The sequence below is a fragment of the Halobellus inordinatus genome (genome assembly GCF_024498335.1).
GTDB lineage: Archaea > Halobacteriota > Halobacteria > Halobacteriales > Haloferacaceae > Haloquadratum > Haloquadratum inordinatus.
On the sequence record NZ_CP101825.1, the window covers coordinates 1334345 to 1359480 of the forward strand.

At 67.0% G+C, this 25136-nt stretch carries 26 protein-coding genes; 12 read left to right on the forward strand and 14 right to left on the reverse strand.

The window, feature by feature from the left end; all coding sequences use genetic code 11:
- Nucleotides 1–57: 57 nt before the first annotated feature.
- From NO362_RS06850 to NO362_RS06860, 3 genes are all read right to left on the reverse strand, one after another.
- Entirely contained in the window at nt 58–474 is a 417-nt protein-coding gene (locus NO362_RS06850) for a hypothetical protein (protein ID WP_256544661.1), read from the reverse strand.
- Nucleotides 475–492: 18 nt separating this feature from the next.
- On the reverse strand, nt 493–750 hold the full coding sequence (locus NO362_RS06855; RefSeq protein ID WP_121568072.1) for an MTH865 family protein: 258 nt from the start codon (nt 748–750) through the stop codon (nt 493–495).
- Nucleotides 751–875: 125 nt separating this feature from the next.
- Entirely contained in the window at nt 876–1031 is a 156-nt protein-coding gene (locus NO362_RS06860) for a hypothetical protein (protein ID WP_256544662.1), read from the reverse strand.
- On the opposite strand from NO362_RS06860, the gene NO362_RS14595 reads away from it, so the two are divergent.
- Both NO362_RS14595 and NO362_RS06870 read left to right on the forward strand, forming a co-directional pair.
- Nucleotides 975–1316, forward strand: coding sequence for a pyridoxamine 5'-phosphate oxidase family protein (locus NO362_RS14595; protein ID WP_369335100.1), 342 nt, complete (start codon nt 975–977; stop codon nt 1314–1316). The genes NO362_RS06860 and NO362_RS14595 overlap by 57 nt on opposite strands.
- A 179-nt stretch (nt 1317–1495) precedes the next feature.
- The gene (locus tag NO362_RS06870; RefSeq protein ID WP_256288032.1) at nt 1496–2050 is read left to right on the forward strand and encodes a plastocyanin/azurin family copper-binding protein; all 555 of its coding nucleotides are present in this window, start codon (nt 1496–1498) and stop codon (nt 2048–2050) included.
- A gap of 142 nt (nt 2051–2192) precedes the next feature.
- Here NO362_RS06870 and NO362_RS06875 read toward each other — a convergent pair whose 3' ends face one another.
- The 9 genes from NO362_RS06875 to NO362_RS06915 all read right to left on the reverse strand — a co-directional run bounded on the left by NO362_RS06875 (nt 2193) and on the right by NO362_RS06915 (nt 9319).
- Nucleotides 2193–3251, reverse strand: coding sequence for a glycosyltransferase family 4 protein (locus tag NO362_RS06875; RefSeq protein WP_256544664.1), 1059 nt, complete (start codon nt 3249–3251; stop codon nt 2193–2195).
- 100 nt (nt 3252–3351) lie between these two features.
- Entirely contained in the window at nt 3352–3972 is a 621-nt protein-coding gene (locus NO362_RS06880; RefSeq protein WP_256544665.1) for a DUF420 domain-containing protein, read from the reverse strand.
- A 92-nt stretch (nt 3973–4064) separates the two neighbouring features.
- Complete coding sequence (locus tag NO362_RS06885; RefSeq protein ID WP_256544666.1) at nt 4065–5111, reverse strand: NAD(P)-dependent glycerol-1-phosphate dehydrogenase; 1047 nt, start codon at nt 5109–5111, stop codon at nt 4065–4067.
- Between the two features lie 55 nt (nt 5112–5166).
- Complete coding sequence (locus tag NO362_RS06890; RefSeq protein WP_256544667.1) at nt 5167–5544, reverse strand: hypothetical protein; 378 nt, start codon at nt 5542–5544, stop codon at nt 5167–5169.
- Nucleotides 5537–5752 carry a hypothetical protein gene (locus NO362_RS06895; protein WP_256288037.1) on the reverse strand — a complete coding sequence of 72 codons (216 nt, stop codon included), beginning with the start codon at nt 5750–5752 and terminating at the stop codon, nt 5537–5539. The genes NO362_RS06890 and NO362_RS06895 overlap by 8 nt, the downstream gene beginning before the upstream one ends.
- 110 nt (nt 5753–5862) lie before the next feature.
- Nucleotides 5863–6558 carry a LysE family translocator gene (locus NO362_RS06900; RefSeq protein WP_256544668.1) on the reverse strand — a complete coding sequence of 232 codons (696 nt, stop codon included), beginning with the start codon at nt 6556–6558 and terminating at the stop codon, nt 5863–5865.
- 109 nt (nt 6559–6667) lie between these two features.
- Complete coding sequence (locus NO362_RS06905; RefSeq protein ID WP_256544669.1) at nt 6668–7378, reverse strand: TMEM165/GDT1 family protein; 711 nt, start codon at nt 7376–7378, stop codon at nt 6668–6670.
- Nucleotides 7375–8079, reverse strand: a complete 705-nt coding sequence (locus tag NO362_RS06910; RefSeq protein WP_256544670.1) for a metal-dependent transcriptional regulator — start codon at nt 8077–8079, stop codon at nt 7375–7377. Before NO362_RS06910 ends, NO362_RS06905 begins: the two co-directional genes overlap by 4 nt.
- Nucleotides 8080–8146: 67 nt before the next feature.
- A complete protein-coding gene (locus NO362_RS06915) occupies nt 8147–9319 on the reverse strand; it encodes a pyridoxal-phosphate dependent enzyme (protein ID WP_256544671.1) in 1173 nt (390 codons plus the stop codon).
- A 93-nt stretch (nt 9320–9412) separates the two neighbouring features.
- Between NO362_RS06915 and NO362_RS06920 the strand changes: the two genes are divergently transcribed.
- On the forward strand, nt 9413–10687 hold the full coding sequence (locus NO362_RS06920) for an NAD(P)/FAD-dependent oxidoreductase (protein WP_256544672.1): 1275 nt from the start codon (nt 9413–9415) through the stop codon (nt 10685–10687).
- 30 nt (nt 10688–10717) lie between these two features.
- Here the strand turns inward: NO362_RS06920 and NO362_RS06925 are convergent, their stop codons facing one another.
- Entirely contained in the window at nt 10718–11413 is a 696-nt protein-coding gene (locus NO362_RS06925) for a metallophosphoesterase (protein WP_256544673.1), read from the reverse strand.
- 179 nt (nt 11414–11592) lie between these two features.
- On the opposite strand from NO362_RS06925, the gene NO362_RS06930 reads away from it, so the two are divergent.
- The gene (locus NO362_RS06930) at nt 11593–12456 is read left to right on the forward strand and encodes a DUF7839 domain-containing protein (protein WP_256544674.1); all 864 of its coding nucleotides are present in this window, start codon (nt 11593–11595) and stop codon (nt 12454–12456) included.
- A 205-nt stretch (nt 12457–12661) separates the two neighbouring features.
- On the opposite strand, the gene NO362_RS06935 is transcribed toward NO362_RS06930, so the two are convergent.
- The gene (locus tag NO362_RS06935) at nt 12662–13267 is read right to left on the reverse strand and encodes a J domain-containing protein (protein WP_256544675.1); all 606 of its coding nucleotides are present in this window, start codon (nt 13265–13267) and stop codon (nt 12662–12664) included.
- A 184-nt stretch (nt 13268–13451) separates the two neighbouring features.
- On the opposite strand from NO362_RS06935, the gene ppsA reads away from it, so the two are divergent.
- From ppsA to NO362_RS06975, 8 genes are all read left to right on the forward strand, one after another.
- Nucleotides 13452–15740: a phosphoenolpyruvate synthase gene (gene ppsA / locus NO362_RS06940; protein WP_256544676.1), complete on the forward strand. Its 2289-nt coding sequence runs from the start codon at nt 13452–13454 to the stop codon at nt 15738–15740.
- A 67-nt stretch (nt 15741–15807) separates the two neighbouring features.
- Nucleotides 15808–16920, forward strand: a complete 1113-nt coding sequence (mfnA, locus tag NO362_RS06945; protein WP_256288047.1) for a tyrosine decarboxylase MfnA — start codon at nt 15808–15810, stop codon at nt 16918–16920.
- Between the two features lie 158 nt (nt 16921–17078).
- Complete coding sequence (locus tag NO362_RS06950) at nt 17079–17600, forward strand: YqaA family protein (protein ID WP_256546611.1); 522 nt, start codon at nt 17079–17081, stop codon at nt 17598–17600.
- A gap of 85 nt (nt 17601–17685) precedes the next feature.
- Nucleotides 17686–19788: a methionine--tRNA ligase gene (gene metG, locus NO362_RS06955; RefSeq protein WP_256544677.1), complete on the forward strand. Its 2103-nt coding sequence runs from the start codon at nt 17686–17688 to the stop codon at nt 19786–19788.
- Nucleotides 19789–19852: 64 nt separating this feature from the next.
- The gene (gene pyk / locus NO362_RS06960; protein ID WP_256544678.1) at nt 19853–21619 is read left to right on the forward strand and encodes a pyruvate kinase; all 1767 of its coding nucleotides are present in this window, start codon (nt 19853–19855) and stop codon (nt 21617–21619) included.
- A gap of 47 nt (nt 21620–21666) precedes the next feature.
- Nucleotides 21667–21900: a DUF7312 domain-containing protein gene (locus NO362_RS06965; protein WP_256544679.1), complete on the forward strand. Its 234-nt coding sequence runs from the start codon at nt 21667–21669 to the stop codon at nt 21898–21900.
- Nucleotides 21901–22019: 119 nt separating this feature from the next.
- Complete coding sequence (locus NO362_RS06970) at nt 22020–23843, forward strand: DUF7282 domain-containing protein (RefSeq protein WP_256544680.1); 1824 nt, start codon at nt 22020–22022, stop codon at nt 23841–23843.
- Nucleotides 23840–25003 (forward strand): restriction endonuclease, encoded by a 1164-nt coding sequence (locus NO362_RS06975; protein WP_256544681.1) that lies wholly within the window; start codon nt 23840–23842, stop codon nt 25001–25003. Before NO362_RS06970 ends, NO362_RS06975 begins: the two co-directional genes overlap by 4 nt.
- The last annotated feature ends 133 nt before the right edge of the window (nt 25004–25136 follow it).

The following is a 25136-nucleotide window of genomic DNA, read 5'->3' on the forward strand; positions in this document are numbered from 1 at the left end:
TCGGAGCGTCGTGGTTCGCGGCGTCGACGTCCTCACAGGCGTCGAGAACGGCCGCGCTCAGATCACCGATGTGGTACGCGTTCCCGTACCCCAGCGCGCGAACTTCCCGCCCGTCTCGGAGACGTTCCGGAGGTTCGCGCTCAGTCCGTCGTCGGAGCGGCGGTACATCCCTGTCTTCCCAATGTAGTACGGGATCACCTGCGACTCCTCGATAGTGTACATCAGGTACACGAGACCGTCGTACTTGCCGCGGCGCGTCTCGTGGTCTTCGACGACGGTTTCGACGGCCTGCTTAAGCTGGGCGTTCATCGCCTCACCCCGCCGGAGCACGGGGCGACGCTGTCGTCGGCCGTACTCGGTTAGCTCGACCGCCAGGCCCGCGTCGTCGGTCGTCGCAAAGAGCGGTGTGGGGTCGTCGCTGTCGACGTAGCGGTCGAGCCACGACTCCCAGAGCGTCCGTTTGGTCTCGCGCACGAACCGACCGGCCGCCGCTTAGATCATCCCTTCGGCTTTCAGCCCCTCGATGACGTCGTCGACGAGCGACTCGGCGTCGTCGTAGGGGAAGTCCTGGTGCGAGCCGAGCTTCGCTGCCATCTCCATCGCGGTGAGCGTGACGTCGCCGGCCTCGAACTTCGTTCCCGGTCCATCCGGGAGCGCGGGGACGAGGTCCATCTGACTGGTGATCGGGTAGTCGGCGCCACTGAACGCGTCCATAAACTGCTTTCGGAGTTCCGCCTCAACGTCTGCCATAGCCGAGACGTGCCACACAATCCGCAAAAGCGTTCCGGAACCACCACAAATCGGTTGAGAGTTTACCCACGGCCCGTAGCTTCTTGCCCTCTGGTCGGAAACTGCCGGACAATGTCGACCGGTGACTACGGCGTCGAGATGACTGACAGCGAGATTGCGACGTTTCTCACCCGGCTCGACACGGCGTTCTCTCTTTCGGCGGCGACGTTCCCTACGGCCTCCCGATCTCCTTCGGCTACGACGTCATCGAGAACCGGTGTATCTTCCAGCCCGTCTTCCACGAGGAGAGCGAAAAGCAAGCCCGACTCGAGGAGTCGCCGACCGTCTCACTCGTCACCTACGAGTGGACAGATCCCAGCGACTGGCGCAGCGTCGTAATCACGGGAACGCTCCACGCGATCGACGGGGACACACCGGAAGCGATCGAGGCGTCGGAGATCTTCGCCGAGTACGCGTCGGTCGCGGGGCTGACCGTGTTCGAGCAGGAGGCGCCCGCACTCGACCCCGAGTGGTACGAACTCGAAATCGACGAGATGAACGGTCGACACCCGCCGCCGCTGGAGTGATCGGTCGCGTCGACGGCGTCGGTGCGGTCGAGATCCCGCCGGTTTCGGTTGGGCCCCGCCAGCATCAGGGCCTCACCCGCCTCGATCGAGGGAACATCGGCCCCGTTTCGACACACCGGCCCGCTCTCTCGACGAGACAAACCAAAGTATTCACTACAGCCGACTTCTAACGCCCGGGTATGACTGACGGCAACGCGGAGATGTCCCGTCGCGCCTTCCTCACGACCGCGGCCGGTACCGCCGCGGCCGCCGGTGCTGCCGGAACCGCCGCAGCACAGGAAGGCGGCGGTGGCGGCACGAAGACGGTTATGGTCGGCCCCGGCGGCTCGCTGGTGTTCGAGCCCGGGACGAACGAACCGCTCCAGATCACGCCCGGAACGACTGTCGAGTTCGTCTGGGACTCCGACAACCACAACATCGTCGTCGACAGCCAGCCCGAGGGCGCGAACTGGGAGGGCCACGAGCCGATCGAGAACACGGGATTCACCTACTCGCACACGTTCGAGACGCTCGGCACCTACGAGTACTACTGCGCGCCGCACCAGAGCGCGGGAATGGTCGGGACCATCGAAGTCGTCGAGTCTATCTCGACGCCTGCACCCTCGAACGTCCCGACGGTTCCGGACTCCGCGAAGACGCTCGGCGTCGCGACGACGTTCGCGATGGTCGCGACACTCGGTCTCGCCTTCTTCTTCCTGAAGTACGGCGGCGACTACGAGATCGAAGACGAGTAATCGTCTTCGGCGGCCACAGACCGTCGCGGCGCGCGATCGTTTCTCTGGCCTGATAGCTATTTGCTCGTCTCCAACCCGAACCGCCGCACTACCGCTTTCCGCGTGGCTCTCTACCTGCCCGCTCTCTCCGCTATCGCGCGCTTCAAAAGAACCCGTAGTCGTCGCGCTCGGTCTCGTAGATCTGCTCGTAGGACTGCAATACGTCGGCGTGATCGAAGTCGGCGAACGCCTCGTTGATCGACGCCCGCTCGTGGCCCGCGGCGGCGACGACCTCGTCGGCCAGTTCCTGCGGGTTGGTCACACGGACGCCGCGCTCGCAGTTTTCGACTAGTTCGTGGGCGCTCGATCGGGCCTGATACTCCACGATGCCGACACAGCCGGCGGCGAGCGCCCAGAGCAGTCCGCGCGGGAACGGCTCGACGGTCGCCGTCTGGGCGAACACGTGTGCACCCTTCAGAATCGGGACGAACTCGGCGGGCGGGAGGTCACCGAGGAACTCCACGCGGTCGTCGATCCGGAGTTCCGCGGCAGTCTGCTCTGCCGCGTCGCGTTCGGGCCCGTCGCCGATAATGGCCGCACGCCAGTCGCGGTCGCGGAGTTCCGCGAGCGCGAGGAGGAACGACTCGACGTTCGCGTGTTCGTCCAAGTGGCGGGCGTACACGAGGTCCGCTCGGTTGTCGACGTCTGACTCACGCACCAGGTCGACGTCGATGGATTCGGGAACGACCGAGACCGCGTCCTCGGGCGCGCCGTGCTCGCGAACGTCCGTCTTGACCATCCGCGACGGCGTCAGAACCCGGTTCGCGCTCGTCGCTGCCTTGCCGAGCATCCGGGCCGAGTCGTCTCCGCGGGCGGCCCACCAGTCGACGACGACCGGGACCCGGAGAACGCGCGCAGCGGTCTTCGCGGCGACGACCTGCGAGGGGGGGCTGTTCGTCGCGTGGATCACGTCCGGATCGGCCCGCCGAAGCGCAAAGGGAAGTTTCGAGGCGAAGGTGCGTGCCGAAGGCGTCTCGCTGACGGCGACGTACTCGACGTCGTCCTGCTCGAAGGCGTCTAACTCGCCGTCCCACCACTGGGAACAGAGGAAGACGACGTCGTGACCGCGCGCCGCGAGGTGTTCGGCGACTCGTCGCGTTCGCCTCGTCGCGCCGTCGGACCGGCGCTGTTCGGGATACAACGAGACGAACGCGACGCGCATACCCGTGGATTTCGTCGGGGCGATAAAAATCCTCGACATTCGGCGGTCGGGGCCGGGACCCGACGAGTCGACGGCCCGACAGACGACGAGCCGAATCCAATCAGACGAAGATCAGAGCCGCAGCGGCGGCTTCGATGTACTCCCAACTGTAGACGTGGTTCAGCAACAGGTAGGTGACGACGCCGAGCGCGAGCGAGAGCAGCCACGCGCCCGCGGCGATCCGGCCGACGCGACGGTGCGGCGTCTCGGTCCGAAGTTCCGTCGGCGAGTGGGTCAGACCGAGCACGAGCGCGTACAGCACTACCGGCACCGAAATGATGGAGAGGATGATGTGGATCGCGAGCATCGCCAGGTAGGGGTAGTACGCGAACGCCGGCCCGACGAACTCCTTCGTGCCCCCGCCGCCGATTTTCGTGAGATACATCACGAGGAACACGAGGATCAGGACGAACGAGGTCACCATCGCAGTCGCGTGCTTTTTCACCTCGTCGCGGCGGATCCACCGCCAGCCGGCGGCGATCACGACGACGTTAATCGCGTTCACGAGAGCGATCGCGTCCGAGAGCCGGTTCACCGCACGCAGCGATAGTTCGGGGAAGACGCTCCCCGGAACGAGTCCGAGAAAGGTGCCGACGACGGCAGCGTATCCGACGACCGAGAGCACGGCAGTGACGGCCAACGGGTGCCGCTTCGCCGCGTTGTCGGCGCTCGAAGTTGCCATACCGTGGGGTGAGGACTCTGCCGTATTCCGTCTTCGGATCGAGGACCGATCGTGGACGCCGTGCGTGGGATGTGCGCGATGGTGGGAGACGCTCAGATGACGCCGGTGAATGTCGCGGCTTCGCGCGCGGCCGCCTCGCTGACGCCGTCGCCGAGGATCGTGTAGCGGTCGCGGATCGTGTGCGCAGTCGTCACCGCTTCCAAGAACGTCGCGTCGTCGATGCCGAGTTCGCCGGCGGTGGTCGGCGCGCCCACATCGTCGAGAGCGTCGCGGATGTCGGCCCACTCGCCGCGTTCGCCCGAGTGGAGGTACTCGGTGACGACGGCGGCGACGCCAACCTGGTGGCCGTGGAGCGCACGACCGGGGACGAGTCGGTCGAGTTGGTGTGAGATGAGGTGCTCTGCGCCCGAGGCGGGCCGGGAGGATCCAGCGATCGACATCGCCACGCCCGAGGAGACGAGCGCCTTCGCGACCAGCCACGCCGACTCCTCGAACCCGGGTTTGATCGCGTCGGAGGATTCGACGAGCATCTCCGCGGTCATCTGCGAGAGCGCGCCCGCGTACTCGCTGTACTCGACGTTCTTCAGCCGGTGCGCGAGCTTCCAGTCTTTCACCGCCGTGTAATTCGAGACGATATCCGCACAGCCAGCCGTCGTGAGTTCCCAGGGCGCTTCCGCGAGGATTTCCGTGTCGGCGACGACGGCGAGCGGCGGGTCGGCCGCGACCGAGTGCCGGGTGTCACCTTCCGGGATTGACGAGCGCCCGGAGACGATCCCGTCGTGGCTCGCCGCAGTCGGAACGGAGACGAATCCGCAGTCGAGCCGATCGGACGCCATCTTCGCGGTGTCGATCGGTTTGCCGCCGCCGAGGCCGACGAGATAGCCCGCGTTGGCCGCCTCGGCAGCGTCGATGACGTGCTCGACGGCCTCGAAGCTGGCTGTATCGACTGTGACGGTCGCCGGATCGTCGAACTGGGCGCGGACGCGGTCGCCGACCAGGCTGTCCGGCGTCGAACTCGTCACGACCAGCGGGCGGCCCGAGAGATAGAGCTCCGCCAGCGCGTCTGAGAGGCCGTCGAGGACGCCGTGACCGACGAGGACGTTTCGCGGAAGTTTGATCCACGTCGTCTTCTCGAACATACGTACCGTACCCGATGGGGCCGTTAGAATATACTGGTTCGTAGAGCAGTTGTGTTTATATCGCTTCTATTGCGGCGGCGACACCGCGCCTGACTGCTCCGGCGATCCCGCTCACTCGGATCTCGACCGTCTCGACACCGAGCAGTTCGGAGAGTAGCCCCGGTCGGGCTCCGGCGCCAGAAACCGCCACGGTCCGGTCGCGGACACGGAACTCGACGGTGAGGTCAGTCCGAGAAAGCAGTTCGCTGAGCCGCTTCTCAGACCCGCCGGGGAGTCTTCGGAACGCCTGAACGGCGCCGAGTAATGAGGGGAACATCACGAACACTCGTTCGCCGATCGATCGCACGTCCGCCTGCGTCCCAGCGACCTCGATCGTCAGGTCTGCGTCCACCGAAAGCGGCGTGAACCGCTCGTCTACGTGGGAATCACTCACGCTCTCTGGTCGTGATCCGGACGGTGCCGTCGACGAGCCACGTGGCGTGCTCCGCGTCCGGCCCCGTCCCGCTGGGCACTTCGACCGACATATCCTCGAATTCGTACGTGATCTCGGCGCCTCGTCCAGTTAGGCGATCGTAGAGGCCGATCGCGAGTTCGGGCCACGTCGTCGTTTCGTCAACGCGCTCTTCGGGCGGTTGTGACATACTAGATAGTTATGTTCCTGAGTATACATACCTTGTGCCCAATCTGGACCGAATGCGATAGTGGCGGTTGCACGTCTTCCCTCATCCGACTGCACGCGCCTCGCGCTCGTTCACGACAGCGCGGCGATGCTCTGCGCTAGGAACAGAACGCCGAACCCGGCGAGGACGACGGCGCTGACGCCGGCGACGATCGGGGCGAAGGCCTCGACGCGGCGCTCTGCGCTGACGAGCGCGGCCGGGAAGCCGGTGACCCACACGACGATTCCGCCGAAGAAGCCCGCGACTAGGGCCGGCGATCCGGTGTTGACGACCAGAATGCCGGCGAGCGAGGAGCCGACGTACGGCGTCTGTGCGAGCACGTCGAGCGTGCCTGGCTGGAGCAGCCCGACCCCGATCGTGAGCCAAAAGAGGATCTGATAGGGGTTGGTGAGGGCGAGGACGAACGCCTTGCGGAATCCGGTCCCGATGCGCGGGTCGGAGTCGTCCGTGGCGCCGCCGCCGGCCCGGAACGACGATTGGATGTCGCTGGCTGCGCCGTAGGCGAAGTACAGCATCAGGACGCCGCCGACGCCGACCATCCCCGCCCGCAGGAGCGGGAACCGCTCGACGAACGCGACGACGCCGAGCGCCGCGAGGACGAAGAAGATCGCGTCGGCGCTCATCGCGCCGAGACCCGCCTTGAACCCGGCGAGCCAGCCGCGTACGACGCTCTCCTCGGCGATAATTGCGTTCATCGGTCCGGGCGGCGCAGCGAGGGCAACCCCGAAGACGATACCGGCCGAGAGGGTTGCAACGAGACTCGTCATCGTCCCATCTCACGAGTGGTATCGAGAAAAAAGATCCGAAGGCGCGGCAGGCACTACGTCGGACCGCAGTGCATCGAGTGCGACCGGCCAGTCGCACGGGTCCGCCCAGTTACACGAGCCCGGTCGCGGCGGCGGTCACCGTCCCGATGAACGTCTCCCAGACGGAGAAGCCGGTGACGATCGAGAGGACCGTATCCAGCCCGAAGAAGGCGAACAGGATCGCGGAGCCGAAGTGGGCCTTGCGCATATTGAACTTGTGTGCGAAGGTGTGGAACAGATACGCGTTCGCGAGGCTGATCGGAATGATCGCGAGCATCTCGCCGGCCCAGATCGCCGAGGTCGCGCCGTACTGGACGGCCAGCCCGATCGTTACCAACTGCGTCTTGTCGCCGAACTCGCCGGTGACCATCATTACGAAAATGGGGAGGAATCCGCCGAAGGAACCGGCGTACCGATCGAGCGGGCGCGGGAGATCGAGGTCTGCCAACTCTGCGAAGCCCCCATCGGTAACGCTCGTCCCGTCGAGTTCGGAGCCACCGGCGGCCTTCGGAGCCGAACGGTACAGGAGGACCGCGAACGTCAAAAACAGCGCCGCCGTCACTGCATCGAGGACGACCGGCGGCAAGGCTGACTGAAGTGCCCGCCCGAAGAGGATCTCGATTGCGGTCCAGCCGGCGAACGCCGACCCTGCGGCGGCCACGACGATCCGCGGGTCGTACCGGGTCGAGAGCCCCGCGATGATGAACTGCACCTTCTCTCCGGGGAGGACGGCCAACTGAGCGACGAACGCGACGATCAGGATTTCGAGGTAGGTACTCACGCGTCGCTCACCTCAGTCGAACCGCCGGCTGGCGCCGCATCGGTCGCAGGACGAACGTAGATCGCTTCGGCCACAGATTCTGGGAGACTCTGTTCGGCGTCTGATCCGGTTCGCACCGTGACCATTCCGAAGGGGGCGACGCCGACAACTTCGAGCGTCGTCCCGGGTGTGATCCCCGCGTCAGCAAGATATTCGAGTTCGTCGCGGTCGCGGTCGCTGACGCGCGAGACGACGACGCGGTCGTCGACCTCGTGGGCCGTCAGGGGCGTCGCCTCGTCGTCTTCGAGCGGGGCGAGATCAGCGGACGGAATCGGATCGCCGTGCGGGTCGACGATCGGATCGTCGAGCGCCTCCGCGACGCGACGCTCGAACTCTTCGCTGATGTGGTGTTCCAGCGCGTCGGCCTCGTCGTGGACCTCGCTCCAGGAGTAATCAAGATGCTCTGCGAGGTACGCTTCGAGGAGGCGGTGATGGCGGAGAATCTCCAGTGCGACCGTCTCTCCTTCGGGGGTGAGTTCGGCTCCTTTGTACTTCTCGCGCGTCACGAGCCCGCGGTCTTCGAGATTCCCGAGCATACTCGTCACCGTCGGCGGGGTCTTCTCGAGGGCGTCTGCGACCGCAGAGGTGGAGACGGGCGGCCCGGATCGAGCCTGAATCTGGTAGATCGTTTTGAGATAGTCCTCCATCACGTCGCTCAACATACGACGATTTAGACTAGTCAAAATTAATAATCTGTCGGTTAAAAGGATACTGCGTGAGTGTTCTAACTCAGATCCCTTTTCCCATCAAATGGCTCCGGAGCACGTCTGCGGTCTTGGTTCCGGATTCCGTGTTGACGACGACGACGTGATCGTCGGGGCCGAACACGCCGTCGGCAGCGAGTTCGCCGGCCGCCGCGACCGCGACTCCGCCGGCGGCGCCAACCTCTAATCCTGCCTTCTGAGCGGCCACGACAGCGCTTTCGAGGCTGTTCTCGTCGTCGACGGCCACGAATCCGCCGCCGGTCTCCGCGACGGCGTCGAGCGCCGGCTCCGCACCGTTCGGCTCGGGAATCTCCAGTTCGCCGACGATGGTGTCCGGCGACTCCCAGGGTTCGATCGTGTCGGCACCGCGATCGTGCGCGGCGACGAGCGGCGCACAGCCGGCGGGCTGGGCCGCATACACCGGCGGCACGTCGTCGGTCATCCCGACCTCGCGGAGTTCGCGGAAGCCCTTCACGACGCCCGCGACGGCCTCACCCGTCCCCGCCGGAAGGACGACGGCGTCCGGGAGCGCCCAATCGACAGACTCCGCGATCTCGAAGGCGACCGTCTTGATACCGTCGTGTCGGTGCGGGTTGTCGAACTCCTGCAGCGTGTACCACTCCGACTGCAACTGTTCGTGGAGTGCGGCCTCCGCGTCGGGGTAGCGCCCGCCCGCGACTCGCATCTCCCCGCCGTGGACGTTCACCATCGCCTTGTTCGAGAACGGCGCGCGGGAGGGGACGAACGCGTACGAGCGGATGTCGGCCATCCCGGCGTAGGACGCCGCCGACTGCCCCGCGTTCCCCGGCGTCGCGAGCGCGACGAGGTCCGCGTCGGCTTCGCGCGCCGCCGTCACCGCCGGCGCCAGCCCCCGGTCGAGAACCGTTCCGGTCGGGTTGCGGCTCTCGTCTTTGATCGAGAGTTCGCCGAGACCGACTTCCTCGGCCAGCGTCGGCGCGGCGACGAGCGGCGTGCCGCCCTCGTCGGCCGTGACCGGCGATTCGAACGCGAGCAGGTCGCTGTAGCGCCACATCGACCGCGGTGCGTCCGCGAGCGCCTCGTCGGACCACTCGACGGCGTCGTAGTCGTACGCGGCTTCGAGCCGTGCGCCGGCGTCGCTCTCGCCCGTCGCAGTCGCGTCGTAGCGCTCGTCGGTCGCCGTACAGACTAGGCCGCAGAACGCCTCGCTCGTTTGCATACCTGGAGTTACGATCCGACGAACAAATCCCTATTCACTTCTCTCCGGGACCCACTCGCAGTCTCTTTGTGTCCCGCGATCGAAACGACGCGTATGAACGGAGCTTCCGTCGTCGTCGCCGGCGCAGGGCTGGCCGGGCTCGTCGCCGCCCGTCGACTCGCCGCCGCAGGCGCAGATGTGACAGTGCTGGAGCGCCGATCGACCGTCGGTGGCCGCGTCCGGACGGAGACGAGAGACGGATTCACTCTCGACCGCGGATTTCAGGTGCTTTTCACCGCGTATCCGGCCGTCCGACGGGAACTAGATCTGGCGGCGCTCGACCTCCGGTACTTCACGCCCGGCGCAGTCATCGCCCGGCCCGGATCACGCTCCGTCCTCTCGGACCCGCTGCGCGACCTTCGATCCGCGCCGGCGTCGGTCCGCAACGACGAGGTGACGTTCACCGACAAGGTCCGGACGCTGTTCCTTCGGCAGCACGTCGACACGCGGACGGAATCCGAGATCTTCAGGAGCGCCGATCGATCGATCCGCTCGTATCTCCGCGAGTGGGGCTTTTCGGACGACTACGTCGACAACTTCGTCGCCCCCTTCTACGGCGGAATTACGCTCGATCGGTCGCTATCGACCTCGAAACGCGTCTTCGAGTACACGTTCAAGGCGCTCTCGGATGGCCGCATCGCCGTTCCGGCCGCCGGAATGGCCGCGATTCCGGAGCAGTTGGCAGCGCGAGCGCGAAGCACGGGCGCGTCGATCCGTCTCTCTGAACGCGTCGAATCGGTGACCGACCACGGCGACGGCGTCACCGTCGAGACTGACGCCGAGACGATCGACGCCGACGCACTCGTCGTCGCGACCGACCCCAAGGAGGCGAAACGCCTCACGGACGTCGCGGAGATCCCGACTGACGCTCGCGGGTGCGTGACTCAGCACTACCGGCTTCCGGACGACGTCGCGCCGACGACGCGGCGCAAGCTCCTGCTCAATGCCGGCGATCCGTCGCCGAATACGGTCGTGCCGATGTCCGAGGTCGCGCCGGAGTACGCACCCGACGGCGAGGCGCTACTCAACGCCACGTTCCTCGGCGACGCCGCACTCGACCGCGACGCTGGAGCCCTCGCCGACGAGACGCGCCTGACCCTGGAGTCGTGGTACCCCGACCGCGACTTCGCGGACCTCGACCCCGTCCGCACCCAGCGGATCGAGTTCGCGCAGTTCGATCAACCGCCAGGCGTACACGACACGCTCCCGGATCACCGCGCGCCGGGCGGTCGGACGTATCTGGCCGGTGACTACACCGCGTGGTCCTCCATTCAGGGCGCGATGCGAAGCGGTCGCGAGGTGGCCAGAGCGGTCGAGTGGGACTTCTGACTCCCGATCCGTGAGGGGCGTCGTACTGACTTAGAGCAAACGTCGAAACGACGCAAGCGGCGGAAACGTGAGGGCTTCCTCGCTCCCGTCGTCGTAGATGGTCGGTCGGACGTCGTCGAGGTCGCGGACGAGTGGTGACTGGAGGTCGGATCCGCGCGCGTCGTTGACCTCGACGCCCGCAGCCAGTCGCGAGAACGCGGGCAGCATCAGCACGTCCGCGCCCTCGTAGGCGGCCGGTGCGTCGAGAAAACACGGTCGACGCTGCCCTTCGATGTCGATCGCCGGGTGGTCGTGTCCGATCACGTACTGCTCGGCGTCGAGCGACGGCTCCTCGTGACCGTGACAGACTACGGTTCGTGGGTCCGCTGCGACGACGTAGGCGTTACGGGCGTCGTCGCGGACGGCATCCAACATCGGGTCGTGATTCCCGCGAACGAACACGGGATCGCTTCCAGCCTCGCGGCACGCCGCTGCGAGTTCGGCGACCGTCTCACGACTCCGCTCCGAGACCGTCCCGAACCGGTGGAGCACGTCGCCGGCGAAGACCACGGTTGTCGGCTTTGCGCGGGTGAGCAGCGCGCCGAGTCGGTCGAGCAGGTCGCGACGCTCACCGAGCGGAAACGCGACGTCTGACGCTTCGTTCTGCCCGACGTGGAGGTCGGCGACGACGAGCGCGTCCGCGGTCGGCAGGAAGACGCTCCGCGGGAGAAACTGGAAGCCGTCCACGGTCGACGTACGGATGGGGCGGTCATATCGGTGACGGCAGCGGGAGCACGCACCGACGATGGCAGTGACAGCACGCGTCGATGACGATAGCGTGACTACGAAGCTGTGCTCTGCGGCTTGGGCGCCCCGCTCGTCGGGTTCCGGTGGGATTTTTCTCGGCGGCCTGCAAGGACGCCAGTATGAGCGGAGCCCTCGAAGACAAGCGGACTGCGACGCGGTTTCGCATCCTCGTCGAAATCGCGGACCGGCAACCGGCGGTGAGCCAGGGCGAGATCGCCGAGGCCGTCGGCGTGACGAGCCAGGCCGTCAGCGAGTACATCCGAGAACTCGTCGACGACGGCTACGTCGAGAAGGAAGCGCGGTCGCGGTACCGCGTGACGAAAGAGGGCGTCGACTGGCTGTTCCAGGAGGCCAAAGGGCTCCAGCGATTCGCCGAGCACGTCACCGACGACGTGCTCGAAAGCGTCCAGGAGGATGCCGCCATCGCGACGGCGACGATCGAGACTGGTGACACGGTGACGTTGTCGCTCCGCGACGGACTGCTGCACGCCTCGCCGGGCGGTTCCGGTCCCGCGACCGGCGTCGCGACGACGAGCGCCGACCCCGGCGAGGACGTGAGCGTCACTGGCTTCGAGGGCGTCATCGAGATCGAGCCGGGCGAAGTCACCGTCGTTCAGGTTCCGTCGGCGCGCTCCGGCGGCAGCCGAGCGGTTTCGCCGGACGAGTTGGCGGGGATCTGTGCCGATGCGGCTGTCGTCGTTGCGGCGGGAGTCGAAGCGGTCGTCGCGCTTCGAGCAGCCGAGGTCGACGTCGAAACGTCGTTCGCTGCCGGCGAAGTCGCCGCAGCGGCGGCCGCACGCGGTGTCGACAGCGTCGTCGTGGCCACGGCGGACAACGTGGGGCGCGTGACGGACGCACTCCGTGACAGCGACGTCCTGTACGAGGTAACCGAAGCCGGACGTGACGGGGCGACGCCGGCGGCCGGCGATCCGAACGAGGCGGGCGACAGCGACGAGGCGGGCGACAGCGACGGGGCGGACTGACACCGAGCGACGCCTCTCGATGCGGGCGAACAGGTGGTACGGGACTGCCCGTCTCCGAATCACACGGCGCGGTGTACCACGCAACCGCGAGACGCGCCGTGGCGAGGGCTACATTACGCGCGGTCTGGCCGCGGCTCCGTATATAAAACCTCGCGCAGACCGGGGCTTCTGCGGCACTGGGGCTGTCTCTTAGTGAGACAGTAGTTTACTCGCTCGCGTGTTCTCGTGCCGTTGCGTACGCTTCTTGGAGCTGCTTGAACTCCGCCTGTGAGCCGCCGTGATCCGGATGGACGGACTTCACGCGGTCGCGGTAGGCGGTCCTGACGGCCTCGGGACTGGCACCCCGCGAGAGATCCAGGTAGTCGAACGCCTCCGAGACCGGATCCGCTCTGGCGTTCGAGCGGGGACCGTGGGTGAAGGTGGGGACGTCGAACGGGAGTCGACGGCCGAGGGCGTGGACCGGCATCTCGTGCTCACAGAGGACGGTGTAGGTCCCTGCGCGTTCGAGTCTGAAGTACGCCTGCGCGTCGAAGGTGATCGCGACGTCCCGGCGCGGCAAGTAGAATTCGATCGTCTCGCCGCGGACGACGTGGTCCTCGGCGAACGGCTCGGAAATCTCGCGGAGATACTCGCGAATCTCCGCGCGTCGGCGCGTCGAGCCATCGATTCGGTGGCCGGCGGGCGTCGGCTCGTCCGGAAAGAGGCGTCCGCCTACGACGAACACGCCCGCGGCGACGACGGAGGCGATACCGCCCCCGAGGAGGCCGAAGACGAGCCACGGCGGCAACAACGAGACCCACTCCGGAAGCACGTATAGACACAGGGCGCCGTCCCTAAAGAATTTCTCGCCCGGGGGTCGTACTCCAGAGCCGAAGAGCGAGCGCGCCACGCATCCTCACCTATTATATATTAAAAATTCGCTTCCGAGTACGTTTTATTCGGCGTCTCACGCTTCGGAAAGTACTTTAGTGATATCTGCGGACTTGCACACGCTAATGGCTGTAGCTTGGCTGGACGACGTGCGGTCCGCCGACATCGAGAGCGTCGGCGGAAAGGCGGCTTCGCTGGGCGAACTCACCGGGGCAGGGCTGCCTGTTCCCTCGGGGTTCGTCGTGACCGCCGGGACATACCGTGAATTCATCGAGGACGCAGGCATCGACGAGGAGCTGTTTTCGGCTGTCGACGTCGATCACGAAGACACCGAGGCTCTTCGTGAGGCTCACGAACGTGCTCACGAACTTATTATGAACACTCCCGTCCCCGACGACGTTCGGGAGGGAATCCTCGCTGCGTACCAAGACCTCGGCGACGGCGAACGCTTCGTCGCCGTCCGTTCGTCTGCAACCGCCGAGGACCTGCCGGACGCGTCTTTCGCCGGCCAACAGGAGACCTTCCTGAACGTCCAGGAGGACGCACTGGTCGAGCGTGTCAAGGAGTGCTGGGCGTCGCTGTTCTCCCAGCGAGCGATCTACTACCGGAACCGACAGGGCTTCCCGCACGACCAGGTCGACATCGCCGTCGTCGTACAGGAGATGGTCGACGCCGAGAAGTCCGGCGTGCTGTTCACCTCGCACCCCTCGACGGGCGAGCCGCAGATCATCATCGAAGCCGCGTGGGGACTCGGCGAAGCGGTCGTCTCCGGGTCTGTCTCCCCGGACAACTACGTCATCGACCGAGACACTGCCGAAGTCGAGACCATCACGGTCGCCGACAAGAAGATGATGATGGTCAAAGACGAGGAGACCGGCGAGACCATCGAGACGGAGGTCCCCGACGAAAAGCGGAGCGCACGCGTGCTCTCCGACGAGGAGATCGAAGAACTCGTCGCGCTCGGTGAGCGCGTCGAAGACCACTACGGAACGCCGCAGGACGTCGAGTGGGCGATCCACGAGGGCGAGGTGTATATGCTCCAGTCGCGGCCGATCACGACGATCTCCGACGACGAGGAGTCCGCCGAGGCGGCCGCCGGGGCGAACGGCGGACAGGTCCAGTCCGGCGACTCCTCCCAGTCCGGCGACGTCCTCTTCCGCGGGCTCGGATCGAGTCCCGGGATCGCCTCCGGTGAGGCCCGGATCGTCACGAAACTCGACCACCTCGACCAGGTCGGCGAGGGCGACATCATCGTGACTGAGATGACGATGCCTGATATGGTGCCCGCGATGAAGCGCGCGTCGGGCATCGTCACCGACGAGGGCGGGATGACTTCCCACGCCGCGATCGTCTCGCGCGAGCTCGGCGTTCCGGCGGTCGTCGGCGCCGGCTCGGCCACCCGGCAACTGGAAGACGGCCAGCCGATCACGATCGACGGTGACAAGGGAACGGTTCGCGAGGGTGCAGAGCCCGAGAAAGAGGCGCCCGAACCCATCGAGGAGGCGCGACCGAAGACGCCCGTGAAACCGATGACGGCGACCGAAGTGAAGGTCAACGTTTCGATCCCCGAAGCCGCAGAGCGCGCCGCCGCGACGGGCGCCGACGGGGTTGGACTCCTCCGCATCGAGCATATGGTGCTCTCGCTCGGCAAGACGCCAACGAAGTACATTGCCGAGAACGGCGAGCGGGCGTACGTCGACGAACTCGTCGACGGCATCCGAACCGCCGCCGAGGCGTTCTACCCGCGTCCCGTCCGCGTCCGCACGCTCGACGCGCCGACCGACGAGTTCCGCCAGTTGGAGGGCGGCGACGACGAGCCACACGAGCACAACCCGATGCTCGGATACCGCGGCATCCGCCGCTCGCTCGACAACCCGGATCTGTTCGAGCACGAGCTGGAGGCGTTCCGGCGGATCTTCGAGATGGGCTACGACAACGTCGAGGTGATGTTCCCGCTCGTCAACGACGCCGAGGACGTCTTCCGTGCACGGAATCTGATGGAACAGGCCGGCATCGACCCCACGAAGCGCGAGTGGGGCGTGATGATCGAGACGCCGGCGGCCGCGCTCGAAGTCGAGTCGATGGCTGAAACCGGCATCGACTTCGTCTCCTTCGGGACGAACGACCTCACGCAGTACACGCTCGCGGTCGACCGCAACAACGAGCGCGTCGCCGACCGCTTCGACGAGCTACACCCGGCAGTTCTGAAGCTCATCGGCGACACCATCGAGACGTGCCGGGACCTCGACGTCCGCACGAGTATCTGCGGGCAGGCAGGCTCGAAACCGCAGATGGTCCAGTTCCTCGTCGAGAAGGGCGTCTCGTCGGTTTCGGCGAACATCGACGCCGTTCGCGATGTCCAGCACGAGGTCAAGCGGGTCGAACAGCGCCTCCTGCTCGATTCCGTTCGCTGATCTCCGGTACTCCCTGGTCTGATCACTAAACGGAACCACTAAACGCGGACGGGAACTAAACGGCGCTATGCAGCGGGCGGCCCCGCAAGAGTTCGACCGGGTTCTTTCGTCGATGTGCACGGAGCCACATCCCGCCGCGCGGGACGCGGCGGAGCGATTTCTCGCGACGAACCCGGGGGATCCGGCGACGTACGCCGAAGTCGCCGACCTCGAATCGCGCGCGGTGGCCGGACTCGGGCGGCTCGCCGGCCTCGACGACGCAGCTACAGCCCCTTCGTCGTCACGAGCGGGCGCCGGTCGACCAGCGGCCGACGCCCCGTATGGATACATCACGAGCGGCGGGACCGAGGCGAACATCCAGGCGCTCCGCTCCGCTCGGAACCGTCGGGACGTCGAGCACCCGAACGTCGTCGTCCCCGAGAGCGCGCACTTTTCGTTTCCCAAGGCTGCCGACATCCTCGACGTGGAGTTACGTTCGGTTCCGACCGACGACGCCCACCGCGTCGACCTCGACGGCGTGCGGGCCGCCGTCGACGACCAGACGGTGTTAGTGCTCGGCGTCGCCGGAACCACCGAGTACGGCCGTGTCGACCCGATTCCGGAACTCACCAGAATCGCTCACGACGCCGGCGCGTACTGTCACGTCGACGCTGCGTGGGGTGGCTTTCTGCTCCCCTTCACCGACTACGAGTGGAGCTTCGCGCACGCGCCGATCGACTCGCTGACGATCGACCCTCACAAGTGCGGGCGGGCGGTCATCCCCGCCGGCGGCCTCCTGTTCCGCGAACGCGCAGGCGTAGACGCGCTCGCGGTCGATACTCCGTATCTGGAGTCGACCTCGCAGGCGTCGCTGACGGGGACGCGGAGCGGGGCCGGTGTCGCGGGCGCCGTCGCCGCGATGGACGCACTGTGGCCTGACGGCTACCGCCGCGAGTACGAGCGCGCCGACCGTCTCGCGCGGTGGCTGGCGACCGAACTCCGGGAGCGCGGCTACGACGTCGCCGACGTGGCACTCCCGATCGTCGTCGCCGACGTCGACGCCCCGACGTTCGAGCGGATCCGTGACCGGGGCTGGCGACTCTCCCGCACCGGTTCGGGGTTGGCTCGGATCGTCGTGATGCCACACGTCACCCGGGACGTGCTCCACGCCTTCCTGTCGGATCTCGACGAGATCCGGTAGCCGCGCTCGCGTCTACGGCGCCGATTTCGCCCGGAAACTCAAGACTTACGACCCCGTGCGACTCACTCTCCGGTAACGTGTCCCTCCCTGTCACGGCAGTACCGCTCGAGCCCGTCGTCGACACGGCCAGCACTGTCGGTCTCGCGCTCGCGAGTGACCTGTTGCCCGACTTCGGTTGGCTCTCGGCGGCGGTCGAGACGGCGACGGGATGGCCCGGGCTGGGCATCATCTTCGTCTACTCGTTCCTCATCGCGTTCGCGCTGCCCGGGGTGAGCGAGATCGTTCTGCTCGCGCCGCTGAATCTCGGCCTCTCGGAGACGGGACGACTCGCGGTCATCACGCTCGTGACCGGCGTCGGAAAGGCCGCGGGCAGCGTCTTCGCGTTCCACATCGGCCAGGAGGTCAAGGAGGCGGGACCGGTCATCCGGTTCCTGCGGCGGTCGCGGTTCGACGTGATCGAGTGGTCCGAGCGCCGCACCGTCGATATCGCACAGAAGTGGGGCTACGCCGGCCTCGCGGTCGCGCTCTCGATCCCGTTCTTCCCGGACACCCTCTCGATCTACGCGTTCGCCGTGCTCGAAGAGGATTACGTGAAGTTCGCGGCCGCGACGTTCGTCGGGAGCGTCGGCCGCCTCGTCGTAACCGTCGTCGGCGTCGGTACCGTGCTGTCGATCGTCTAGTTGGGGTCGACTTCGTCACTGAGAGGCGGGCCGCCGGCGACTCCGAATCAGCGGGATTTTGGTGCCGCCGCTGAGAGTACCCCCTATGAGCCACGAGGACTTTCCCACCGAGAACCCGGCGGTGGTGACCTGCGGGCTGCCGTACGCCAACGGCGACCTGCACATCGGCCACCTCCGAACGTACGTCGGCGGCGACATCTACAGTCGCGCGCTGAAGCGACTCGGCCAGCAGACCGCGTTCGTCTGCGGGTCGGATATGCACGGCACCCCGGTCGCCGTCAACGCCGCCCAGGAGGGCGTCACGCCCGAGGAGTTCGCGCTCCGACACCACGAACAATACGAGGAGACCTTCCCGAAGTTCGACGTCGAGTTCGACAACTACGGGCACACGGACGACGCGACGAACACGGAGACGACCCAGGAGATCGTCCGGACTCTCGAAGCGGAGGGCTACGTCTACGAGAAGGAGATCCCGGTCGCCTACGACCCCGACGCCGACCAGTGGCTCCCCGACCGCTTCGTCGAGGGAACCTGCCCCTACTGCGGCGAGCACGCCCGCGGCGACGAGTGCGACGAGGGCTGCGGTCGCCACCTCGAACCCGGCGAGATCGAAGATCCCGTCTCGACGATCACGGGCAACTCAGCGGAGTACCGAAACCGAGAGCACAAGTTCTTCGCCGTCTCCGACCTGCAGGAGTACCTCGGCGAGTTCATCGACCGCCTGGAAGGCACCTCGAACGCGCAGAATCAGCCCCGCGAGTGGATCGAGGGCGATCTCCAGGACTGGTGTATCACCCGCGATATGGAGTGGGGCGTCGACTACCCCGGCGAGGAGGACCTCGTCCTCTACGTCTGGGTCGACGCGCCGATCGAGTACATCTCCTCGACGAAGCAGTACACCGAACGCGTCGGCCCCGACGTCTTCGACTGGGAGACGGCCTGGCGCGAGGACGGCGACATCGTCCACATCATCGGCCGCGACATCATCCAGCACCACACGGTGTTCTGGCCGGCGATGCTCCACGCCTCGGGCTATGTCGAACCCCGCGCTGTGATGGCCTCCGGATTCATCACGCTGGAGGGCAAGGGCTTCTCGACCTCGCGAAACCGCGCGGTCTGGGCCGACGAGTACCTCGAGGAGGGCTTCCGTCCCGACCTCCTGCGCTACTACCTCGCGACCAACGGCGGCTTCCAGCAGGACGTCGACTTCTCGTGGGCGCGCTTCCGCGAGCGCGTGAACAACGAACTCGTCGGCACGGTCGGCAACTTCGCGTACCGCTCGCTGCTCTTCGCCGCCCGCGAGTTCGGCGGCACGCCCGACGTCGACCTCTCGGAGTCGGTCCGTGAGCGCATCGAGACGGCGATGGCCGAGTTCGAGGCCGGCGTCAACGAGTACTCGGTCCGCGAGGTCGGCGACGCCGCCGTCCGTCTCGCGCAGTTCGGCAACGAGTACATCCAGCGGAACGAACCCTGGAAGCTCGACGACGACGATCCCGAGAAGGCGCAGGTCATCCGTGACTGCGTCCAGATCGCGAAGGCCGTCGCCGTGCTCTTCGAGCCGGTCACGCCCGAAGCGGCCGAGAACCTCTGGGACGACCTCAACGAGGACGGCGACGTCCACGCCGTCGGCATCGACGCCGCACTCGACGCCCCGGCCGCGGCGTTCGACGAACCGACGGAACTGTTCGAGAAGATCCCCGAGGAGCGCGTCGAGGAACTGAACGAGAAACTCGAAGCGCGAGTCGACGCCGCGACCGAAGACGGCGAGGCCGAGGCCGACGCGGACGACGAGGCCGACGCAGGTACTGGCGCCGGCGACGGCGACGAGCCGACCGAGGAAGCAGTGGCCGACGTCGAACCGATCGCCGACGAGCGGATCAGCTTCGAGGACTTCCAGGACCTCGACATCCGCGTGGGCGAGATCGTCGCCGCCGAGGGCGTCGAAGGCGCCGACAAACTCGCGAAGCTGACGGTCGACATCGGCGTCGAAGAGCGCCAGATCGTCGCCGGGATCAAACAGCTCCACGACCTGGATTCGCTCCCTGGCACGAAGATCGTCGTCGTCGCCAACTTGGAGAAAGCCGAACTGTTCGGCGTCGAGTCCAACGGGATGCTGCTCGCGGCGGGCGATCAGGCCGACCTCCTGACCACCCACGGCGACGCCGTCCCCGGAACGAAGGTCCAGTAGACCCCTCGTTACGCCGGCCGGCTCATCGTCGGTCTTTTTAACTCACTCCCGAGTAGGGAGTCCTATGAGAAAGGCGAAAATCGTCTGCACGCTCGGCCCGGCGTCGGACGACGAATCCACGATTCGGGGCCTCGTCGACGCCGGGATGAGCGTCGCCCGCCTCAACGCGAGCCACGGGACCCCGGACCACCGCCGGAAGGTCATCGAGCGCATTCGGTCCGTAGACGACGTGACCGACAGCCCCCTGGCCGCGATGGTCGACCTCCAGGGCCCCGAGGTCAGGACGGCGCCGCTCGAAGACCCAATCACGCTGGCGACTGACACGGAGGTCCGGTTCGTCGCGGGCGAGGAGGCGACGCCCGAAACGATCGGGCTCTCGTACTCGATCACGGCCGCCGAGCCGGGCGATACGGTGCTCCTCGACGACGGTCGGATCGAGGCCACGGTCGTCCGCGTCGACGACGACGGCGTCGTCGCGCGCATCGACTCCGGCGGCGAACTCGGGGGGCGAAAGGGCGTCAACCTCCCGGGCGTCGACCTCGACATCGACCTCATCACCGAAGGCGACCGCGCGGAACTGGCTGTCGCCGCCGAGACCGAGGCCGACTTCGTCGCCGCCTCGTTCGTCCGCTCTGCGGAAGACGTCTACACCATCAGCGACGCGCTCGACGAACTCGGCGCGGACATCCCCGTCGTCGCAAAGATCGAGCGCGCGGGGGCGGTCGAGAACCTCGACGAGATCATCGACGCCGCCTACGGCGTGATGGTCGCCCGCGGCGACCTCGGCGTCGAGATGCCGCTCGAAGACGTCCCGATCATCCAAAAGCGGATCATCCGAAAGTGCCACGCCGCCGGGACGCCCGTCATCACGGCGACCGAGATGCTCGATTCGATGGTGCACGCCCGCCGACCTACTCGGGCGGAAGCCTCCGACGTCGCGAACGCGGTCCTCGACGGCACCGACGCGGTGATGCTCTCGGGCGAGACCGCGATCGGCGACGACCCGGTACGCGTCGTCGAGACGATGGACCGGATCATCCGACAGGTCGAAGCCAGCGACGAGTACGCCGAGAGCCGCGAACAGCGGATTCCGACGCCGGACGAGGACTCCCGCACCGAGGCGCTCGCCCGCTCGGCGCGGTATCTCGCCCGCGACGTCGGTGCGAGTGCAATCGTCGCCGCTTCCGAGTCCGGCTACACCGCGCGGAAGACGGCGAAGTTCCGGCCGGCAGTCCCGGTGGTCGCGACGACTCCGACGGACCGCGTCCGCCGGCAACTCGCCCTCTCGTGGGGCGTCATCCCGGTCTACTCGGCGTACCGCGACGGCATCGACGCGATGATGGAAGACGCCGTCGACGCCGCGCTCGACGCCGGCGTCGCGAAATCCGGCGACACGCTCGTCGTCCTCTCGGGGATGATGACCGAACTCGAGGGCACGAACACGACGAATATGCTGAAACTCCACGTCGCCGCCGAGGCCGTCGCGACGGGCCGGAAGGTCGTCGGAGGCCGCGTCGCCGGGCCGCTCGCCGTCACCGAGGACGGCGACCTCTCGTCGGTCCCCGACGGAGCGATCTTGGCACTGCCGGCGACCTTCGACGGCGAGTTCGACGGCGAGGCCGCCAAACTCGGCGGTATCGTCGACGCGCGCCCCGGAATGACTGGCTATCCGGCGCTCGTCGCCCGCGAACTCGACATCCCGATGATCTCGGGCGCGCCGCTGCCGACGTCGCTGTCGCCCGGGACGACTTTGACGCTGCACGCCGAACGTGGCATCGTCTACGAGGGCGACGTCATCAGACATCGCACGCGAGACGCCGAGATCCGATAGGCGTCCGAGGCGGCAAGTCTTTTCCTGTGGCAGTCGTACTATTCGTAATGAGTAATCCGGACACTGGTCCCGACCGGGAGTTCGACGAGGCCCGAACCGACCGAGACGCTGCGCCGCCTGCGACCGACGTCGATGCCGACGGACTCGGCGACGGACGGCTCTCGTTCCGCGCGCCGATCGAACCCGGCGATCCCGACGCGGAGAACGCCCTGTTCGTGGTGGCTGGCGCGCTCGGTACGGTCGCGCTCCTCGCGTCAGCGATCGTCCCGGGCGTACTCTGAGCGGCTCGCCGCCACTCGATTTCGGCCTCCGTGCTGCACGTCCGTTATCAGTTCTGATCCTGTGACCGCAGCGTTTTATGCGAGTTGGTCGGTAGCGTAGGGAGACGACCGTATCGCCGATGTCTCACGCCCATCCCTACCTCGCTCTCGCTATCGCCCTCTCCCTCCTCGTCGGCGGTGCGACGCCCGTTTCGGGGTTCGCCCCTGCGTCGACGGCGCCGGGAGTGGCCCACAGCGCCGGGACCGAGACGATCGGCGAGGACAGCCACAGCGGGTCTCCGCACGCCCTCACAGTCGCCGATAGCGCGCCGCAACAGACCGACGACGCCTCGGCGTCGTTCCCTGGCGGTAACGTGACCGTCACCCGCGGCGACGAGGTGACGTTCTCGGTCTCACACTCCGACCCCGCGAACGTGACGATGGGCGGCCCGGAGTACGGCTTTCACCTCACCGTCGCGCTCGGCGGCAGCGGCACGTCCGAAATAACTCTCGACACACGCCAGACGACTGCCACCGATCCAGCCGTCTTCGTCGAAGGCGGATCCGCGACGCTACACTCCGAACCGCTCGATGAGCCCATCGAGCCCGAAGACTACCTTCTCCGCGTCTCTATCGACGGCGTCGAGCGCGACATCGGGACGCTCACCGTCGACCCACGAGGCGAGACGACAGCGGAATCATACCGCGCGCCGGGGGCGTTCGAGCCCTCGGAGTACGTCGACGGCGGCGAAGACGGCGACGCCAACGTCGGACCCCTGGAGACGACGATGAGCGCCGGAACCGACCTCGCACGCGGCGATTACGCCGTCGTCCGCTTCGAGGAGAGCGGCCTGGAGTCGGCGCTGAACACGAGCGACCTCACCGGTGCCGCGGCGGCTAACGGGCTCAAAGTGAACTTCACGCAGACGACGCCCGGGCCGAACCAGGAGCCGCGGGAGTACGTCGCGACGGCCTCGGCGAACGTCTCCGTGCTGCCGAGTCTCGCGAACGACGAGATCTACGTGCTCTGGGACACCAGCGAGGTTCCGATCGGGAATCTGGAGAAGCGCAATCGCTACCGCGCGGCCCTGACGCTGACCGACGAGAGCGGCCTCGCCGACTCGCCGACGACGATCGCGTCGACGCCGTTCCATCTCAGTTCGCAGTCGGTGTCGCTGTCGCCGGACAACGACTCGGTGCATTACCCCTGGGAGAACAGTTCGTTCGCCGTCTCCGGGACGACGAACCGCGCGCCGAACACGACGCTGGAAGTCCGCCTCCGGTCCTCGGATCCGAACGCGTTCCTGCAGCTGCGCGATGCCACAGTCGGCCCCGACGGGGACTTCGAGGCGTCGTTCGACCTCTCGTCGGTCTCTCGGGGGACGAACGCGACGCTTTGGGTTCGCAATCACTTCTTGCAGACCGCACAGGACGTCTACTTGGTCGCACCGGACCCGAGCGTCCGTATCGAAGACCAAACGGCGAACGGAACGACGCTACGGATCGCGAGCGCCGAAGTCCCCGCGGGCGGTTTCGTTCGCTTGGAAGACGCCGACGGGTCGTCGGTCGGACGGAGCGACTACCTCGCGCCCGGTGAACATACGAACGTAACAGCGGAGTTGGGGACGCCGCTCTTCGAGGCCCAACAGATCCGCGCCGAACTGGTCCACGCCGGCGAGGAGCAGTCCTACGACCCCGACGCGGCGGCCTACACCGCGAACGACGCCGTCGTCAACGACACGGCGCGGATCGAGTTCCCACCGGCACCGACCGAGACGAGCACACCGACGCGGACCGCGACGGCGACGGCGACGTCCACGGCGACGCCGTACCCCGTCGTCACGCGGACGCCGCTGGCTCCCGCTGGTGCCTCGCAGTCGAGTCTCCCGCTGTCGCCGGGCGTCGCGGTCGCCGCGCTGCTCGGCGCCGGTGCACTGCTCGCACGCCGAGGTGGGTCGTCGTGATCCCCGAACTGGAGCCCGAGGATTTCGTCGCGTTCCTCGCGGACCTCTGGCGCGAGCGGGGCTGGGAGATCTCCGTCAAAGAGCGCGCCGACGAGACGCGGTTCGTGATCGGCGAGCGGGGCGACGGCAAGCGCGGCGTCATTTACGCCTTCCCGACGACGACGGCGACGGTCACCGAACGGCACCTCAAGCAGTTCGTCGCCTTCTGTCGGAAACGCAGCATCGACGTGGCCGTCGTCGCGACGCAGGGCGCGTTCGCGGACGGCGCCAAGAAGGTGGCCGCCCAGCGAAGCGTCCACCTCCTCGACCGCGCGACGCTCGCCGAGACAGTCGAGGAGGGCGGCTTCGAGGACGTCCTGAAGCAGTACACCGAGACGAGCGGCCTCGAAGCAGCCGTCGAACGGCTCCAGGAGCTTGGGGTGCCGGTCCCCGTGTCCGTCGTCGACCGCGTCCCCGACTTCGGTGAGTCGCTCGCGGCGATCCGCGCGAAACTCGACCGCGGCGACGGGGACGACAGCGACGACGCGGATGCGTCGGGGGCGCAGTCCGATTCTGATCCCGATTCGAGCGGCGACCCCGGGGCCGACGCCGGAGTCACGGACCGGATCCGCGCGCTCTCCTCGCGCTCGCTACCGGCGACTGTCATCCCGATCGTCCTCGTCGTCGCGTTCGTGCTCGGGGCTGCGCTGGGGCCGGCGCTCGGCCTCGGGGGTCCCTTCGCCTCCGGCGGCGACGACGGCCTCGACGTCTCGGCGGTCTCGACGGCGAGCGCGAACGCGACGGCGGACGTGCGCTGGAATTCGAAGACGACGCAGGCGCTCACGGTGAACGGGACCACCTACGACGCCCCCGAAGAACAGACGTTCCTCCTAGTTCGGATGAACGTGACCAACCGGGCCGACACTCCGACGCAGTTCGCACAGTCGAAGTTGGCCGTCGAGGTCGCGGGCGAGCGCTACGCGCATCAACCGCTCGACGGCGTGACCGGCTTCCCCTCCGCCGGACTGTTCGAACCTGGGGAGTCGCGGGAGGTGTGGATGGTCTTCAGCGTTCCCGCCGACGGAGAGAGCGCGACGCTCTTGATGACCGGCGAACTGAACGTTCGCTTCACCCGCGATACCACGATCACGCCCGAGGCGACCGTCCCGGAGCGCGAATAGCGGGTCCGACGGCCTTCCCGTCGGTCGGTGTCGCACGCTCGGTCACGCCACGCAGCTGGTCGATCGACCGATATCGCACACTCACGTCGCTCGGTTTCCCAACGTGTGCATCGATCTCTCGTGACAACGCTTA

Bases quoted from the DNA above. Each gene is read 5' to 3' on its own strand.
- NO362_RS06855 (WP_121568072.1), bottom strand. From the start codon at position 750: ATGGCAGACGTTGAGGCGGAACTCCGAAAGCAGTTTATGGACGCGTTC.
- NO362_RS06870 (WP_256288032.1), top strand. From the start codon at position 1,496: ATGACTGACGGCAACGCGGAGATGTCCCGTCGCGCCTTCCTCACGACC.
- NO362_RS06875 (WP_256544664.1), bottom strand. From the start codon at position 3,251: ATGCGCGTCGCGTTCGTCTCGTTGTATCCCGAACAGCGCCGGTCCGAC.
- NO362_RS06880 (WP_256544665.1), bottom strand. From the start codon at position 3,972: ATGGCAACTTCGAGCGCCGACAACGCGGCGAAGCGGCACCCGTTGGCC.
- NO362_RS06885 (WP_256544666.1), bottom strand. From the start codon at position 5,111: ATGTTCGAGAAGACGACGTGGATCAAACTTCCGCGAAACGTCCTCGTC.
- NO362_RS06895 (WP_256288037.1), bottom strand. From the start codon at position 5,752: ATGTCACAACCGCCCGAAGAGCGCGTTGACGAAACGACGACGTGGCCC.
- NO362_RS06900 (WP_256544668.1), bottom strand. From the start codon at position 6,558: ATGACGAGTCTCGTTGCAACCCTCTCGGCCGGTATCGTCTTCGGGGTT.
- NO362_RS06910 (WP_256544670.1), bottom strand. From the start codon at position 8,079: ATGTTGAGCGACGTGATGGAGGACTATCTCAAAACGATCTACCAGATT.
- NO362_RS06915 (WP_256544671.1), bottom strand. From the start codon at position 9,319: ATGCAAACGAGCGAGGCGTTCTGCGGCCTAGTCTGTACGGCGACCGAC.
- NO362_RS06920 (WP_256544672.1), top strand. From the start codon at position 9,413: ATGAACGGAGCTTCCGTCGTCGTCGCCGGCGCAGGGCTGGCCGGGCTC.
- NO362_RS06930 (WP_256544674.1), top strand. From the start codon at position 11,593: ATGAGCGGAGCCCTCGAAGACAAGCGGACTGCGACGCGGTTTCGCATC.
- ppsA (WP_256544676.1), top strand. From the start codon at position 13,452: ATGGCTGTAGCTTGGCTGGACGACGTGCGGTCCGCCGACATCGAGAGC.
- mfnA (WP_256288047.1), top strand. From the start codon at position 15,808: ATGCAGCGGGCGGCCCCGCAAGAGTTCGACCGGGTTCTTTCGTCGATG.
- metG (WP_256544677.1), top strand. From the start codon at position 17,686: ATGAGCCACGAGGACTTTCCCACCGAGAACCCGGCGGTGGTGACCTGC.
- pyk (WP_256544678.1), top strand. From the start codon at position 19,853: ATGAGAAAGGCGAAAATCGTCTGCACGCTCGGCCCGGCGTCGGACGAC.
- NO362_RS06965 (WP_256544679.1), top strand. From the start codon at position 21,667: ATGAGTAATCCGGACACTGGTCCCGACCGGGAGTTCGACGAGGCCCGA.
- NO362_RS06970 (WP_256544680.1), top strand. From the start codon at position 22,020: ATGTCTCACGCCCATCCCTACCTCGCTCTCGCTATCGCCCTCTCCCTC.